General features: G+C 65.3%; 13 protein-coding genes. All 13 read right to left on the reverse strand.

From position 1 onward, the window contains the following. Positions 1 to 5 precede the first annotated feature (5 nt). The 13 genes from M1D44_RS20940 to M1D44_RS21000 are packed head-to-tail and all read right to left on the reverse strand — an operon-like array spanning position 6 to position 16,621. On the reverse strand, positions 6 to 1,136 hold the full coding sequence (locus M1D44_RS20940) for a CobW family GTP-binding protein (RefSeq protein ID WP_316683061.1): 1,131 nt from the start codon (positions 1,134 to 1,136) through the stop codon (positions 6 to 8). Then, complete coding sequence (gene cobJ, locus M1D44_RS20945) at positions 1,133 to 2,674, reverse strand: precorrin-3B C(17)-methyltransferase (RefSeq protein WP_316852339.1); 1,542 nt, start codon at positions 2,672 to 2,674, stop codon at positions 1,133 to 1,135. Before cobJ ends, M1D44_RS20940 begins: the two co-directional genes overlap by 4 nt. A gap of 7 nt (positions 2,675 to 2,681) precedes the next feature. Next, positions 2,682 to 3,443, reverse strand: coding sequence for a cobalamin biosynthesis protein (locus M1D44_RS20950; protein WP_112187896.1), 762 nt, complete (start codon positions 3,441 to 3,443; stop codon positions 2,682 to 2,684). Then, on the reverse strand, positions 3,440 to 4,267 hold the full coding sequence (cobM, locus tag M1D44_RS20955; RefSeq protein ID WP_024978869.1) for a precorrin-4 C(11)-methyltransferase: 828 nt from the start codon (positions 4,265 to 4,267) through the stop codon (positions 3,440 to 3,442). Before cobM ends, M1D44_RS20950 begins: the two co-directional genes overlap by 4 nt. Beyond that, the gene (gene cobI / locus M1D44_RS20960) at positions 4,264 to 4,995 is read right to left on the reverse strand and encodes a precorrin-2 C(20)-methyltransferase (RefSeq protein ID WP_316683064.1); all 732 of its coding nucleotides are present in this window, start codon (positions 4,993 to 4,995) and stop codon (positions 4,264 to 4,266) included. The genes cobM and cobI overlap by 4 nt, the downstream gene beginning before the upstream one ends. Continuing rightward, a complete protein-coding gene (cbiD, locus tag M1D44_RS20965; protein WP_024978867.1) occupies positions 4,992 to 6,143 on the reverse strand; it encodes a cobalt-precorrin-5B (C(1))-methyltransferase CbiD in 1,152 nt (383 codons plus the stop codon). The genes cobI and cbiD overlap by 4 nt, the downstream gene beginning before the upstream one ends. Beyond that, on the reverse strand, positions 6,140 to 7,726 hold the full coding sequence (locus M1D44_RS20970) for a precorrin-8X methylmutase (protein ID WP_316852340.1): 1,587 nt from the start codon (positions 7,724 to 7,726) through the stop codon (positions 6,140 to 6,142). The genes cbiD and M1D44_RS20970 overlap by 4 nt, the downstream gene beginning before the upstream one ends. Beyond that, positions 7,723 to 8,430 carry a cobalt-precorrin-7 (C(5))-methyltransferase gene (locus M1D44_RS20975; RefSeq protein WP_316852341.1) on the reverse strand — a complete coding sequence of 236 codons (708 nt, stop codon included), beginning with the start codon at positions 8,428 to 8,430 and terminating at the stop codon, positions 7,723 to 7,725. The genes M1D44_RS20970 and M1D44_RS20975 overlap by 4 nt, the downstream gene beginning before the upstream one ends. Further along, positions 8,427 to 9,188, reverse strand: coding sequence for a uroporphyrinogen-III C-methyltransferase (gene cobA, locus M1D44_RS20980; protein ID WP_112187901.1), 762 nt, complete (start codon positions 9,186 to 9,188; stop codon positions 8,427 to 8,429). Before cobA ends, M1D44_RS20975 begins: the two co-directional genes overlap by 4 nt. Beyond that, positions 9,185 to 11,128 carry a putative cobaltochelatase gene (locus M1D44_RS20985; protein WP_316852342.1) on the reverse strand — a complete coding sequence of 648 codons (1,944 nt, stop codon included), beginning with the start codon at positions 11,126 to 11,128 and terminating at the stop codon, positions 9,185 to 9,187. Before M1D44_RS20985 ends, cobA begins: the two co-directional genes overlap by 4 nt. Further along, on the reverse strand, positions 11,125 to 15,234 hold the full coding sequence (locus M1D44_RS20990) for a cobaltochelatase subunit CobN (RefSeq protein ID WP_316852343.1): 4,110 nt from the start codon (positions 15,232 to 15,234) through the stop codon (positions 11,125 to 11,127). Before M1D44_RS20990 ends, M1D44_RS20985 begins: the two co-directional genes overlap by 4 nt. Then, on the reverse strand, positions 15,231 to 15,560 hold the full coding sequence (locus M1D44_RS20995; protein WP_024978861.1) for a (2Fe-2S) ferredoxin domain-containing protein: 330 nt from the start codon (positions 15,558 to 15,560) through the stop codon (positions 15,231 to 15,233). Before M1D44_RS20995 ends, M1D44_RS20990 begins: the two co-directional genes overlap by 4 nt. Further along, positions 15,557 to 16,621 carry a HoxN/HupN/NixA family nickel/cobalt transporter gene (locus M1D44_RS21000; protein ID WP_316852344.1) on the reverse strand — a complete coding sequence of 355 codons (1,065 nt, stop codon included), beginning with the start codon at positions 16,619 to 16,621 and terminating at the stop codon, positions 15,557 to 15,559. The genes M1D44_RS20995 and M1D44_RS21000 overlap by 4 nt, the downstream gene beginning before the upstream one ends. Positions 16,622 to 16,638 lie beyond the last annotated feature (17 nt).

Below are 16,638 nucleotides of genomic sequence, written 5' to 3' on the forward strand. Positions count from 1 at the left end.
TCCGCTTACCGCCACGTGGTGCCTGTCAACGCGTTCAGTTTTTCCATGACGCGCGCGCGGCTTGGGTGATAGCCGATGAAGACCAATTGTGCGTGCCGCGCCGGTGCCGCATCGGCTTCGTGCCGCAGTTCAATCCGGCTGCGTACGCCTTGGACAAGCAATCGGCCTTCACCGCTGGTCGTGGGCGCGAAGCCCTTGATGCGCAGCAGGGGTTCGCTGCGCGCAATGGCGGCGATGGCCTCACGCAGCGTGTCGGCGTCCTGCGCCTGGGTGCTGCGAAGCAGGAATGACAGCCACCCCGGGTCCTGCTCGTGAAAATGCTTGTGCGTGCTGAGGCCGTGGCTGTGTGCGCCGAGGCTGCCGTGGCTGTGGCCGTCGAGCAGGCGTTGGTTTGCAAGGGGGCGCATTTTCAGGCCGGGTATGCTGGCCATCGGCCCATAGTGCCGATGCTCTGTGTTGGCCGGCTCGTGCAGATGCAGGCCCAGCGTCAAGCGAGTATCGAGTTTCGCCTTCTGGGCCAATTCAATGAAGCGGATGGACGGCGCAAGCGCACGCACGCGTGCCTCGGCATCGAGCAAGGCTGGCTCGCCCAGCGCGTCGATCTTGTTCAAGACCACGATATCGGCGTTGGCCAATTGCATGTCGAACAGACCGGCCACGGATTGATCGAGGTCCTGGTTCGCACCGGCGGTGGCCTGACGGAATTCGCCCGCCAGCAGCAACGGTGTGTCGACCACTGCCAGCGTGGCGTCGAGAACAAAGTAGGGGGCCAGCGCTTCGCTCTGCAGTTGCTCCATCACGGCGGTCGGCAGGGCGAGTCCCGAGGTTTCGATCAGCACGTGGTCGATCAGGCTGCGGCGTTGCCAGAGCGCCAGCATGGTCGGCAGGAAATCCGCGTCGTCGTCGTAGGCCACCAGGCCATTGGACAGGTCGTGGATTTCAACCCCACTGCCTTCCTTGCCCTCGCCGCCCTCACCGCGAAGAAGCGCACCGTCGATGGATACTTCGCCAAATTCATTGACCAGGATCGCGAGGCGGCGCTGCTTGCAGTCGCGCATCAGATTTGACAGCAGCGTGGTCTTGCCGGCGCCAAGAAAGCCGGTGATGACGGTCACGGGAATGCGTGGCTGGCTCATGCGTGCAGCCCTCGCAGCATGGCCAGCACCGACGCAAAGTCAGAGGCCGTGGCCGGAGTGTCGAGGCTGGGCCGGTCGACGACGATCAGCGCAATACCGAGCGCTGCCGCCGCTGCCGCCTTGGTGCGGACCCCGCCGGCGTCTCCGGAGTCTTTGGTGACCACGCAGTCGATCGCCCAGTCGCGCCACAGCGTTTCGTTGGCCGTTTGGGAGAAGGGGCCCTGCATGGCGACGATGTGAGAACGCGGAATACCAGCATCGATTGCACGCTGAAGGTGCTGCGGGTCCGGCGCCAGGCGCACGAACCATTGGTGGTCCACCGCGCCTGGCGCCTGCACGAAGCGCGCGACGTCCTTGGAGCCGGTGGCAAGGAAGATGCGTTTTCCGTGTTGCATGGCCAGTTGCGCTGCGTCTTCGATCGACGCTGCGCGCTGCGCACTGTGCAGGCTCATGGCGCGCGGCCGTTCGTAACGCAGGTAGGGCAGATCGAGCTCCTTGGCGAGCGCGATCAATTGCTGCGAGATCTCCGTGGCGTAGGGGTGCGTGGCATCGACAATCGCGCGCGCACGGCTTCCCCGCAGCAGTTCGCGCCGGCGCTCGATGCCTAGCCGGCCCGCGATCGGGGTGGCCCCGGGGCACGCTTGTCCGGCCAGTTCGGCGCCGTATTCGCTGGCGCTCGAGACCACGGTGCAGTGGCCCGCCGCAACGATCTCCCGCGCCAGCGCGTTGCCGTCGCTTGTGCCGGAGAAGACCCAGGTCGCGCCGACAGGCAGGTTGGCAGCGGTAACCGTGTCCGGTGTGTCGTCCCAGTTGCCGTAACCGCGCGGGGTATAGATCCAGCCGCGCTTGCGTTTGGTGAAGCGGTTGCCGATCACGAGGGTGGTGAGCATGTCGAAGCGCCGCGTGCGCAGCTCGGCCAGCGTGAGGATTTCTACGGTCTGGTCTTGGCGGTAAGCATTGCGCACGATACCGCACAGGGTCTCCGCACGCTTATGTTCGAGCATGATGTCGAGGATGCGGTAGACCCCCTCCTGGCGCTGCTTGCTCTGCACGTTGTAGAACACTGCAGCGAGGTCGGCCTGGGCGATGTGGCGGGCGCGTGTTTCGATCCATGCCCACGGACAGAGCAGGTCGGACAGGCTCAGGGTGGCGAAGTCATGCGACAGCGGAGAACCGAGCAGCGATGCACAGGCGTTGGCCGAGGTGATGCCGGGGATCAGTTGCACGTCATAGCGGTCGTCCTCCGCCATCTCTTCGAATGCCAACGCCGCCATGGCGTAGATGCCGATATCGCCGCTGGAGATCAGGGCCACGGTCTTGCCTGCGCGTGCCTGCGCGATGGCAAGTTGTGCGCGGTCGCGCTCCTGGGTCAGCGGCAAGGTGTGGATGGTCTTGCCCGCAATCCAGGGTTGGATCCAGGTGAGGTAAAGGTCGTAGGCGACGATCACCTCGCTGGCCTGCAGCGCGGCTTCAACCATCGGGGGAATCAGCTCGCGCGTTCCTGGGCCGACGGACACCAAATAAAGTTTGCCGGTCATGGATGGGTCAGTTGTGTTCAATGGGCAGTATGTGGTCTTCGACGATGGCGACGGTAACGCCATCGAGTGCGGTCTTGGGCACGATCAGTTGGCCACGCGGGCTGGCGATGAGCGCGCACGGCTCGCATACACCGTCCACGCCAATTTGCTGCTGCACCCAGTCGGACGAATGTCCCACCCACGCGCGCGCGGCCACGTCGGCGCGCGCAATCACGCGCAAGGGCAATTGGTGGTGCATGCAGAACGCCAGCAGCCCAACCTCGTCGGCCTTCAGGTCAATCGTTGCGATCTCCCGTACTTCAGTCAGGCTCCGGCCGCCCAACGCGTGCACGATCGCCTGCTCGATCGCCTCGGCCGATTTGCCGCGCCGGCAGCCGATGCCGAGCGTGAGCGGTTTGAGCGCCTCGGTTGCAGTGGTCACGGCCGGGCTCGCACCGGTGAGCCTGGCGACTGCGTAGGCGAGTGCATTCGCGCCGCCCTCGTGCCCGCTCAGTAGGGGGATCGCGAAGCGTGCGGCTTCGTCGAGCACCACCACGGCGGGGTCTTCGTACTTGTTTTGCGGCAGGCCGTCGAGGTAGCGCACGACAATGCCGCTTGCGCTCACCATGACCCACTGCCGGTGCAGGCGGAAGTGCCGACGGAAGTGCTCGCGCGGACTTTCATCGGCATGCAGCCAGGGCTGATACACGTCTGCATCCAACCCGGCCGACAGCCGGTGTCCGAGCGGGAGGGCGTCGCTGCGCGTCAACCAGACGGCGACCGGCTTCATGTCGGATCTCCGGCGGCTTGCGTGACTGGGGCTACACGAGCCTTGCGCGGGCGCCGCGTCTTGCGGTCGGTGCCGTCGCGGAAGATATGGGTGAATCCCGCAGCGTAGAGACTGGATTCAACACCGTCCTCGTGTGCAAGTGCGCGGCCGACCAGCAGTAGCGTGGTGAGCAGCCAATCCTTGTTTTGCACCTCGCTCATCAGCGTGCCAAGCGTGCTGCGATGAATCGCCTGGTCTGGCCAGCTTGCACGCCGCACCAGCGCGGCTGGCGTGTCGGCCGGGTAGTGCACCAGCAGGTCGGCCACGGTTTGCTTCAAGCGCTGGCCGGAGAGGAAGATGCACATCGTCGCCTGGTGCTCCGCGAAGCGGAGGACGGACTCCAGTTCCGGCACGGCCGATGCGCGACCCGACACCCGCGTCAGAATGACCGACTGCGATACCAGGGGGCGGGTCAGTTCACTGCCGAGCGCCGCCGCAGCAGCAGTGAACGACGAGACGCCAGGGATGATCTCGTAGGCGATGCCGAGCTTCTCCAGGCGGCGCATCTGCTCTGCCGTGGCGCCGTAGATGGACGGGTCGCCCGAATGCAGCCGCGCCACGTCCTTGCCTTCGAGTTGGGCGCGCCGATAAAGCGCTTCCTGTGCGTCGAGCGACAACTCGGCGGTATCGAATTTTTCGGCGTCCGGTCGGCAGTGCTGCAGCATCTCGGTCGGCACGAGCGAGCCGGCATACAACACCATCGGCACGTTGCCGAGGATGCGGCTTCCGCGCAGCGTAATCAGGTCGGCAGCGCCAGGGCCGGCGCCGATGAAATAGACTTTCATGCGTGACGTTTCTCTCTGGCGGTACTGCGGATCAGCATTGTTGCGAGGTAGCCGCTGGCGCTGGAATCCAAGCGCGATACGTTCTCACACAGCACCTCGCCGGGCAGCCCGATGCGGCGCGCGAATGCGCAGTGCCCGGCAATGCCGAGCGCGTTCAGCAGTTGCAGTACGGCCGGCAGGCGTGCGCCGATCTTCATCAGCACGACGATGTCATGGCTTTCGATGTCCGTGCGCAAGGCCGCCATGTCGTCGGGGCACGGCAGGATCAGGATCCGTTCCTTGCCCTCGCCAAGTGGCCAGGACAGCGCCGATGCGGTGGCCGCAAAGCTCGTGACCCCCGGAAAGGTGGTGTGGCGCAAGCCGGGTACCTTGTCGCGCAGCGCGGCCAGCAGGTAGCCGTAGGTCGAATATGTCATCGAGTCGCCGATGGTCAGGTAGGCGACGTTGCGCCCCTGGCGCAGCTCGCCGGCAATCGCGTCTGCCAATTCGCCGTAGTGCTCCGACAGCACGCTGCGGTCGGGGTCCATCTGGAACTCGATCTCGCAAAATTTGGCTTCCGGAATGGGCAGGCCTGCCAGGCACTGGCGCGCGACCGAGGTTTCACTGCCACGCGCGCGCGGCAGGTAGATGCGCTCGGCATCCTGCAATGCGGCCAGGGCCGCGACCGGAATCAGCCCTGCCGGGCCCGGCCCGACGCCCACGCCAACGAAATGACCGAGCGCGCTCACGCGGCCGCTCCGAGCGGTGTGCCGTCCATGGCAAACAGGCGGACCGCCACGCGGTCGACCCTCGGGACCCGGGGCTGCATCAGGGCGGCCAGCCGCCGTTCGATGTCGGTCCAGAACGCTTGCGCGCCCGGTTCATTTCGCATGATTTCCACGATGTTTTCCACGGTGTTGGCTTTCTCTATCTGTTGGGTGAGTCCGCTGGCAAAGCCCAGGTCGGCCGCCACGGCCGCCACGGAATGCATGGCCATGCGGCTCTTGCTCGAATGCGTGTCCCACGCGTCCCCCATTCGCTCATCAAGCAGCTTGGCAAGCTTGCCCGGATGCCCGAGCACCCACAGCGTTCCCAGACGCGCCTGCGACTCTTCCAGCGCTTGCTGGGCATAGTCGAGGGACGCGCCGACGAAGTTGGCGATCTGCACCACCTGCTTCTTTTGCAGGGCCAGCGTGTCGGTTGCAAATCGCCGGCCGATCTTGCCGGGGGTGAACGCGATGGCCTCTGGCTGCTCACCCAGGGCGACGCGGATGTACACCTCGATCGACGCCATCCACGCAGCGAGCGACATCGGCTCAACGATGCCGCTGGTGCCGAGGATCGAGATACCGCCCACGATCCCGAGCATGGGGTTGAACGTACGCTTGGCGATCTTCTCTCCGTCGACGCAGCCGATGGCTAGATCGAAGCCTGGGTTGGCTGCCCCGTTGAGCACCTCGTCAACCGCCATCTGCATCATTTGGCGTGGCACGGGGTTGATGGCCGCCTCCCCCGGCGGCACGCGCAGGCCCGGCTGGGTGACCATGCCGACGCCCTCGGCCGCAAGAAAGCGCACCGCGCCTTGGTGATTGACCGTCACCCTGGCGAAGATTGTTGCGCCGTCGGTGTTGTCGGGATCATCGCCGCCGTACTTCTTCACGTCTGCGCGCACCGAGCCGTCTGCCAGCCGCTCCACGTTCTCCACCGGCACCAGCAGGTAATAGTCGGGGTCGGGCAGGCTGACCTCGACTTCGCTGGCGACCTCGCCGCGCAACAGCATCAACAGCGCAGCCTTGACCGCGGCCGTGGCGCAACTGCCGGTCGTGCGGCCGCGGCGCAGGCCATTGGGGGCCAGCGTGGCGAGATCGAAGGGGCGGCGGTGCGCTTCGCTGGTCACGGCATCTGATTCTGGCGGTGGACCTGATCGATTGCCGCGATCATCAGTGCGTTGATGGCCGACGCTGCCCACGGCGATCCGCCGCGCGTGCCACGGTTGGTGATGCGCGGCACCTGCAGCAGGCGGCGTAACTCGTCCTTGCATTCGCGCGTGCCGACAAAGCCCACAGGCAGTCCGACCACAAGCTGCGGGCGCCAGCCGTGCTCGCGCACCAGCCGCACCAGTTCCATGATCGCCGTGGGCGCATCGCCGATCGCCACGACGACATCGTTGCCGAACTTCTGCCAGGCACGCCGAATGCCCGCTGCGGACCGCGTAATGCCATGCGCCTCGGCCAGCAACCGGGTTTCCTCGTCGTGCACGCCGCACCATGTCTGCATGCCAAGTTGGTCGAGCACCGCACGTTTGAGCCCCGTCTGCACCATGGTCACGTCGGCGACGATGCGGCGGCAGCGCAGCAGCGCCCGGATGCCGGTCGTCACTGCGCCGGGGGAGAAATACAGGTCATCGACGATGTCGAAATCGCCGCTGGTATGCACCAGGCGCTTGAGCACGATCTGGTGATCGTCCGGCACGTCGGACCAGTCGCGTCCCTGGTCGATGATGCGCATGCTCTCGGCTTCGATCGGGTGCGGCACGTAGGGCGGCCATTCCGCAGCGGGAGCGGGGGCGCCCGCTGTTTCGTCCCGCCCGAGCAGTCCGCGTACCAGGCCGTGGTGAGCCTGCTGCGGCGTGCCGACCTGCTCTTCAAAGCCGACGATCTGCACACGGTATTTGCAGAGCGCGCAGTTCATCGTGGCCCGGCCTTCGATGCCCTCTGCTGCGCGCTCCAGAAACACATCGGCCACATGCGGGTGCGCACCGAGATAGCCCGCCTTGACCACCTCGAGTTCCGGGTGGCGGGTTGCCAGATCGTCGGCCGCGGCGTAGATGCGCTTGACCAGTACGCCATCAAACAGAAAGTAGGGCAGTACCACGACGCGCTTGTGCCCAAGCAGCGCGGCTGCTTTGAGGCCATCGGCCACCAGCGGCCGGGCAGTGCCTGAATAGCAGACGAACGAGGTACCGAAGCCGAGCCCTTCCTCGATCATGCGCGCAACCTTGGATATCTCCGAATTCGCATCGGGGTCCGAGGTGCCGCGTCCGACAACAACCAGACAGGTATCGGCGCGCGCCACGGTGTGCCCCGAGAGCGCTTCGGCCTGGATGATGCGCTCCCGGCAGAGCTGCAGCAGTTTGGGGTGCAGGTCCATCGCTGCCCCGAAATGGAAGTCGACACCGGGGTGCGCCTGCTTGAGTGCGAGCAGTTCGCTAGGCATGTCGTTCTTGGCGTGCGTGGCCGCAAGCAGCACGCCGGGCACCATCACCACGCGCCGTGCGCCATTGGCGATGACGGCGTTGACTGCTTGGTCGATGGTTGGCGTAGCGAATTCCAGAAAGCCATGCGCAACCATGCGGCCACCGGCACGCTCGCGCAGGAGCGCGACCAGCGCCTCGAATTCGCCCACGCCGTCGGGGTCGCGGCTGCCGTGTCCAGCCAGGACGATGGCGTAGTCAGTGGCGGTGTTAGTGGTCGCGCTCATTGCGTCTCCGGCGGTGGCTCGATCTGACTGGGGATGGGGTTCATGGTGCGGATCAGCATGATGCTCATGTCGGAGAAGCGCTGATGCGCGCACTCGGCCAAGGTGCCGCGCCATTGGGCCTCGGCTTGCGTGAGATGCTCCCATACCTCCACCGGCTGCTGCGCGGGGATGCCGTTTTCGAGCAGGTACGCGGCGATGTGCCAGGGCATGAACGAACGTGCCTCGTCCCAGGGGCAGGGGATCACGATGGCGTTGCGCTGGTCTTCAAGCACATGCACCAGATGGCGTTTGAACGGTGTCAGATCACCACGGCGGTGGAAGGTGATGAAGGTTGTCTCGTCAAAGCACACCTTGGCGCGCGACGCCAGGATTTGCGCCGACGAGATGCCGGGGATGGTATCGACCGGATGGCCGCACGCCCGCTCGACCCGCTCCAGATATTGGAAGCCGCTGAAGTGGATGTCGCCCATGAACACGACCACGCATTTCTTCCCGGCGTGATGCAGCTGCGCCACCTTGTCGAGCTGGGCGACCTGATCGCGGTAGCCCATCAGCACGACTTCGGCGCTTTGAGGAATCAGCGCCTGCACAACGTTGACGACGGCATTGAATCCGGCAACGACGTCGGCGTTGCGAATCAATTCGGCGGAGCGTTGCGGCAGGTAACCGATATCGCCGGGGCCGGCACCGATGCAGATGATCATTGCGTTTCCTTATGTTGTGTCGCCGCAAGGCGCGGCACGTCTCTGGCCAGCCCGACGGTTGAGCCGATCACAAGCAGCGCCGGGCTGCCCAGGCCGGCCGCCGCAACATCGTCGGCCAGGCGCGCCAGCGTGCTCAAGACCTGCCGCTGCTCTGGCCGGGTGCCGTGCTGGATCGCGGCGGCCGGTGTGTCGGGCGGCATGGCTTGTTGCAGTTGTGCGCTGATGTGCGAGAGGTTTGCGATGCCCATGTAGATCACCAGCGTCATGCCGCTGCGGCCGAGCAACGGCCAATCGGGTTCGTCATTCTGGAGGCTGTGGCCGGAGACGAAGATGGCACCGTGCACATGATCACGATGCGTGAGCGGGATGCCGAGTGTGGACGGCACCGCGAGACCGGCCGTAATGCCGTTGACCGCCTCCACTTCGATCCCGGCGGCAAGCAGGGCTTGCATCTCTTCGCCCCCGCGCCCGAAGACGAACGGGTCGCCTCCTTTGACGCGGGCAACGCATCGCCCTGCCAGCGCTTCGTCCAACATGCGGCGTTCAATGTCGGCTTGCGGGGTGGAGGCACCGCCGCCGCGCTTGCCGACGTGGATCACTTCGGCTGTTTTTGGCGCGAATTGCAGCACCTCCGGGTTGGCCAGATCGTCGATCAGCACGACGTCGGCAAGCGCCAGGCGGCGCACCGCCTTGAGCGTCAGCAGCTCGACATCGCCAGGACCGGCGCCGATCAAGTACACCTTGCCACGCGGGTTCATCGCGGCAGCCTTTCGCGGATGGTCAGCCGCAGTTGCTCACCGCTGATCTGGTCCAGGGGTAGGCAATCTGCATGCAGCGCTTGCGCGAGCTCGTGGGCGCGGCCCAGGCGCACGAAATCCTGCTCAGTGTCCAGAACCAGGGCTGGTGTGCCCCGCGCTGCCAGACTCTGGGCCGCATCGAGCGATTCCTGCCACGGATCGGCGCTCTCGTTCAGAGCGATGTTGGCGCGTCCGTCGCTGAGCACCACCAGGAGCGGTGTGGCGCCATCGTGCTGTGCCAGCGTGGACGCGGCCAGATGCAGCGCATGCGCCAGCGGCGTCCTGCCGCCGGTCGGCAGCTCGCGCAGAGCCAGTTCGGCCAACTCGACCTGGCGGGTGGGCGGCAGCACCAGCTCGGCACGCTCGCCGCGAAAGCAGATCACGGCAACCTGGTCGCGGCGCTGGTAAGCGTCTTGCAGCAGGCCGAGCACGCAGGACTTGACCGTCTCCATGCGCCGGCGTGCCGCCATTGAGCCGGAGGCATCCACCACCAGCAGGATCAGGTTGGACTGCTGACCCACGTGCACCTTGTCATGCAGATCGGCGCGGGTCACCTCAAACTCGGTTGGGTTGCGCATCAGCGCGTGACGCAGCGTGGCGTCTACCGCAAGCTGGTTCGGGGCTTGGCTTGGCACGGCGCTGATGGCTTGGCCGCGGCGGGCACCCACGATACGGCTGCGCCGGCCACTGGCCTCATGCGCCTGCATTGCAACCACGTCGATGCGCCCGATCGCATCCGCTGCGGCGGCCATAAACAACCGCTCGGCTGCGCTATTGGATTGCGGTGCGTTGTCAACGTCATCGGTGCGGTTGTCCGCAAGTTCTGACTCGGCTGTTTCGCCGTCACCCGTTGCGCGGGTGTCATCTGCCGGGGCGGGCGGTTGGGCAAGCTGCTGCTGTTGCTGCGTCAACGCATCCAGGCGCTCGCTGTCCAGGCCGCTCTGCTCGAAGGGCTTGCGCCGGCGGCGGTGCGGCAGCGCCAGCTCGGCGGCTTCGCGCACGTCTTCGGCAGTGACCACGTCGCGGCCGTTCAGCACGGCAAGCGCGCGCGCTGCCTTGTGGATCACGATATCCGCGCGCAGGCTCGCGACCTCGAATTCGCAGCACACCTGGCTGATAAAGGCGAGCAGCGAGTCGGGAAGCCGCACGCTGGCCACCTGCTGTTGCGCGGTGCGAATGGCCGCGCGCAAAGCATCGGTTTCCGGTTGCCACGCGGCGATGAATGACTTCGGATCGGCCTCGAACGCGAGCCGTCGACGCACCACCTCGGCGCGTACGGCTGGGTCGCGCGGCGCGCTTACCTCCACCATCAGGCCAAAGCGATCCAGTAATTGCGGGCGTAGGTCCCCTTCCTCCAGATTCATGGTGCCGAGCAGCGTGATGCGCGCCGGATGGCTGATCGCCAGACCCTCGCGCTCCACCGTGTTGCGGCCCATGGCAGAAACGTCGAGGAGCACGTCGACCAGGTGGTCGGCCAGCAGGTTGACCTCATCCACATACAACAGCCCGCGATGGGCAGCGGCAAGCAGACCGGGCTGGAAGGCTTTCCTGCCGTCTTTCAGGGCGCGTTCGAAGTCGAGGCTGCCGAGCACACGGTCTTCCGTTGCACCGAGCGGCAGGTTGACGAACGGCACGGGTGCACTGGCGATGTCGCGCGTGCTGTCCTGGCATACGCTGCATTCGGCCAGCGGGGCTTCCGGCTCGCAGTTGAACGTGCAGCCGGCCACGCGCTGGATCGGCGGCAGGACATCGGCCAGACCGCGCGCGGCCGTGCTCTTGGCGGTGCCCTTGTCGCCACGGATCAGCACGCCGCCCAAGGTCGGGTCGACCGCGCACAGCAGGAGCGCACGCTTGAGCTGCGCCTGGCCGACGATGGCGGTGAACGGGTAGTGGTGTCTCATGGTTTGCGGGCTGTTGCGTGGCCTGGTGTGCGAACCTCTCCGCGCGCTTCGAGCATGGCTTCACCGTGCAGATGCAGCGCTCGCAACGCAGCAAGGGTTTCCGGTTTGGGTTGGGCCCACAACTGGCGCTGTGCGGCCTCAAGAAGCCGGTCGGTAATGGCGGTGAGTGCCCAGGGATTGCTTTGGGCAAAGAACTGCTGCATTTGCGGTGCAAAGGCATAGGTTTCGGCCACCTGCTCGTACACCCAGTCATCCACGACATGGGCGGTGGCGTCGTAGCCGAACAGGTAGTCGACCGTGGCCGCCAGCTCAAGGCCGCCCTTGTAGCCGTGTTTCATGATGCTGGAGATCCACTTCGGATTGGCCACCCGCGCGCGGAAGACGCGCAGGACTTCTTCCTTCAGCCCGCGTACGGCGGGGTTGTCCGGCTGATGGCTGTCTCCAAAGTAGTGGCGCGGCTGGCGTCCGGTCAGGCTGCGGATGGTGGCGATCATGCCGCCGTGGTACTGCAGATAATCGTCGCTGTCGAAAATGTCGTGCTCGCGGTTGTCCTGATTGTGCAGGGCCACTTCGACACCCGACAGACGGTGCCGGAAATCGGCACGCGCATCGGTGCCATCGTCTGCGCGACCGTAGGCATAGCCGCCCCAGTTGATGTAGGCCGTGGCGAAATCGGCGTCTTCCTGCCAGTTCTGTTCCTGGATCAAGGGCAGGATGCCCGCGCCGTACGTTCCCGGCTTCGAGCCAAAGACGCGATAGAGCGCGCGCTGCTCGGCACTATCGCCCTGCAGTTGGCGGAACAAGTCGTGCTTGAGGTCAGCCAGGTAGTGCTTGCGCAGGAAGTTCTGTTCAGCCGGCTCATCGAGCCTGGCGACCATGTGCACGGCTTCGTCCACCAGGTGGATCAGGTGCGGGAACGCGTCACGGAAGAAGCCGCTGATGCGTACCGTCACGTCGATGCGCGGGCGGCCCAGTTCGGACAACGGAATCGCCTCGACACCGGTCACGCGCCGGCTCTCTGCTTGCCAGCGGGGGCGCACGCCCAGCAGGGCGAAGATTTGGGCGATGTCATCACCGTGGGTGCGCATGGCGCTGGTGCCCCATACGCTGATGCTGACTGACTCAGGCAACCGGCCGGTCTCCCTGCGATGACGCGCCAGGACTTCGTTGGCCAACTCCGAGCCGACACGCCATGCTGCCTGCGACGGCAGGCTGCGCGGGTCCACCGAGTAGAAGTTGCGGCCGGTTGGCAGCACGTGCGCCATGCCGCGAGTCGGTGCGCCACTCGGCCCGGCGGGTACGTAGCCCCCCGCAAGGCCCTTGAGCAGGTTGTCGATCTCTTCCGAGGTGCGTGCGAGATTGGGCACCAGTTCGCGGCAGACATAGGCCAGGGTCTGCCGGATGGCTTCGATGCCCATCGTGCCCGGCAGCACATCGGCCAGCGTCGCGTCGATCGCGTTGGCATCGAAATGGCACGCGGCCAGCCTGGCCACCAACTGCCGGCCGAGAGCGGTGATCGCGTCGAATGCATCGGCGCGGGTGACGAGCGTACGCGCGGCGAGTCGGGCGAGCGTGGGCGGAATGCTATCCAGCCGGTGGCCCTTGTCGTGCTGCAACGCTGCCCAATCGATGTCGAGCGCGGCAGCCACGCCGGCCGGCAGCCCTGGAACCGAGAGGTTGGGCAGGCGCACCAGCGCACAGACCATGTCGATCAGTGCATCCCCGGCCGGAACCTTGCCCAGCACGTGCAGGCCGTCGCGTATCTGTGCCGCGCCCAGTTCACACAGGTAGCCATCGATGTCCTCGATCAGGTGCGCGACGTCAACGCCCTCCATCTGGGCCAGCGTCAGCGGTACGCCGTCTTTGTTCAGCGTTGTATCCCACGTGTGGCTGTGGTCGTGGTGGTGATCATCATGGTCATGACCGTGGCCGTCATCGTGATGATGGTGGTGATGACCGTGGCCGCCATGGGGGTGATGTTTCTTACCGGTGGGCATCAGCCGGTGCTTCGGCACGGCTGTCTTTTTGCCTGCGGTTGGCATCGGTCGGTACTTGCCGGCGGTGGCCGCTTGTGCACTGGCGTGCGCGGGATGGTCATGGTGACCGTTCTCGTGGCCGCGCATTGCGGCCAGATCGGTGTCGAGCTGAGCTTCCTTGATCAGGTCCCAGATCTGCTGCTGCAGCAGGGGCAGCTTGGCAGGGTCCAGCATTTCGACCTGGTAGTACTCGTCCACCAGTTGCGTCAGTTGCGCCAGCGGACCATACGTGTCGGCGGTGGTCATCGGTGGAGTGAGGTGGTCAACGATCACCGAATGCGCGCGGCGCTTGGCCTGCGACCCTTCTCCCGGGTCGTTCAGGATGAACGGGTAGAGCATCGGCATGTCGCCCAGCAGCGCATCCGGGAAGCAGTCCTGCGACATGCCCACGCCCTTGCCTGGTAGCCACTCCAGCGTACCGTGCTTGCCAACGTGAACAATGGCGTCTGCCTGCCAGTCATCACGCAACCAGCAATACAGGGCGTAGTAGTGATGTGTGGGCGGCAGGTCGGGCGTGTGGTAGATCGCATCCGGATCCATGCCGTAGCCGCGCGGCGGTTGCAGTGCGACGAAGGCGTTGCCGTATTCGATGCCGGCAAACACGAGTTTGCCCTCATGAACGTAGGCGCCACCCGGCGGCTCACCCCAGCGCTCGCGCATTCGTTGCTGTAGCACGTGCGGCAGTTGGCCGAACCATTCGGCGTAACGCGCTGTGGGAACGGTGGCAATGGCGTGCCGGAGTTGATCGGCGCTCAGGTAGGCCTCGTCGTAGGCGCCGCGGTCGATGAGGTCGTGGATGAGCGCATCGCCCGACTCGGGCAGGCCTTCAATGCGGTAGCCCTGGGCCCGCATGGCGTGCAGCAGGGCAAACAGCGAGGCCGGCGCATCCAGGCCCACCGCATTGCCGATCTGCGACGCCTTGCTGCTGCTGTTGGTGAAGATGAAGGCGACACGCTTGTGTTCCGGCAGCGTGCGGCGTAGCGCGACCTGGCGTGCCACCACGCCGGCCAGCCGGCGCATCCGGTCAGCCAATGGCACGTAGTGGGTCTCGCCCCGCATGTCGCCCTGACTGTCCTTGAATGAGACCGGTACGCCCACGATGCGGCCATCGAACTCTGGCAGTGCGACGTTCATCGCGGTATCGAGGGGGTTGAGGCCACGTTCGGACGCTTCCCACTGGGCCTGCGTCATGCTGCTGGCAATGGCCTGGATCACTGGGACGCCAAACTGTCCGAGTGCTGCCACCGACCAGCCAGGCAGGGTCGGGCCATCCGCGCTGACGTCGCCCATCGCGAACGAGGTAGTGTTGATCAGTGCGTCGATGCGGCAGGCTGCATCGGCAACAAACAGCCCCAGTGCGGCGGGTTGGCCGGAAGCATCCAGCGCGCGTAGCGACGCGGTGTAGACCGGCAGCGCGTTGAGGCCACGTTCGGCCAGCATATCGACGAGCATGTCGATAAAGCGGGTATTGCCGCTAAGCCAGTGAGCCCGGTAGAACGTAATCCCGACCGTCGGCCACTGGGGGTTGCAGGCCGCGGTATCGGCGGCCCAATCGGCCAGCGTGGTCTGCAGCGGCAGCGCGGGGTGGTAGATACCGTGCTCGGGGAGTGCCGCCGGCGGCTGGTAACCGAAGCCGGTCATCAACAGGCGGTCGGACAAGCAACGCAGCAATTGCGCCATGTTGCCCACGCCGCCAGCCTGGAGGTAGGCCGTCACCTCATGCTGCAAGGCTGGAGGGACATTGCACAGCGCTGCCAGCTCGGGGTCTGGCTCGCCGGTGCCGCTGACGACAATCAGCGCCTGGTGGTGCGTCGATGCGGCTTTGAGCAGCGCATCGAAGCCCGGCACGTCATGCGCGCGGCCGAGCAATCGCACAACGACCACGCGCGCTTCAAGCAATGTGGTCGCAAGCAGCATGTTCATGCGGTCAGCGCTGTCGATGGTCTGCAGGTTCACCGCTTCGACCGCAGCGAAATCACCGGGGAGGGCGGCACGCGCACGGACCAGCGCGGTCAGGTCAGTGCCGGCGTGACTGAGCAACACGACACGGGGCGAGATGTTGCCTGTCATGCTTCGGCCTCCGGTTCCACGTCGCCAACACCTAGGCGGTGAAAGATGAGCGGCTCGACCGGGCAGTCGCCCGCAAGGTGCTCACTGACAATGCGGCCGATGGCGGCGGCGTCCACATTGCGATACCAGATGCCGTCCGGATACACCGCCATGATCGGTCCCTGCTTGCAGACCGCGAAGCAATGGGTGCGGGTCCGCTTGACGCGCAAACCGTCGCACGCGTCGATTGCTTGGCCAAGCACCTTGAACATGTCTTCTGCTGAGGCACCGTTGTCCGTACAGCGCGGGCCCGTACACATCAATACATGCCGATCGTGCGTTCTCATTGCGGGCCGCCTTTCATCAGTGCAGGGGAGGGTAGACGGTCGTAGCCTTTCCACTGATAGATGCCTGCTGAAATGGCCCAGCTCAGGATGAAGAGACCGATGGCCAGATAGCCGAACTCCGCCAGTCTTTCATTGAGTACGGAAACCCATGCCCACGGCCCGTCGTGCAGGCTCAGGCGGTTGGCCACCAGACCGAGCGCCTCGATGGAGCCGATGACGAACGCCATCAGCACCGAGGTCAACGTGATCGTGATGTTGTACCAGAGCTTGCGCATCGGGTTGACAAAGGCCCAGCCATAGGCGCCGACCATCAGGATGCTGTCGAGCGTGTCGATCAGGGCCATGCCTGCGGTGAACAGAACGGGGAAGACCATGACCGACAGGAATGGGACGCCCTTGGGCGTCTGGGCCGCTGAGATTGAAAACAGCCCGATCTCCGTGGCCGTGTCGAACCCGAGGCCGAACAGGAAACCGAGCGGAAACATATGCCAGCTCTTGGTGACCAGCCGGAACATCGGGCGAAACAGCCGCGCCATGACGCCATTGCCGGACGTCAGCGTGTCGATGTCTTCGTCACGGATCGCTTCTCCCTTCCTGAAACGGACGAACTGTTTCCACACCGCACAAAGAATGAAGAGGTTGGTTGCCGCAATGACAAGCAGGAAGAGGGCGGAGATGGCCGTCGAAATGCCACCGCCGCTTTCCCTGAATGCGCCAAGACGTGCACCCATGGCGGAACTCGCGGTAACAACGACGAACACCGCCAGCACGATCAACGTCGAATGTCCGGTGGAGAAGAAGAAACCCACTGCGAAGGGGCGTTGGCCCTGCTGCACCAGCTTGCGCACCACGTTGTCGATCGCGGCGATGTGATCGGCATCGACTGCATGGCGCAGCCCGAACAGGTAGGCCAGTAGTGCGGTACCAAGCAAGCCGGGTTGTCCGGCAAAGGCGGTGAGCGCCCATGCCCAGGCCAGTAGGTTCAGTCCAATGAGTACTGCCAGCAGGCTGACTGGCGTACGGGACGGGGAGGTTAAACGGCGCGAGAGCGGCGATGCCACGGAAGGCCTCTTTGCGA

Source organism: Ralstonia sp. SA306, assembly GCF_054792405.1.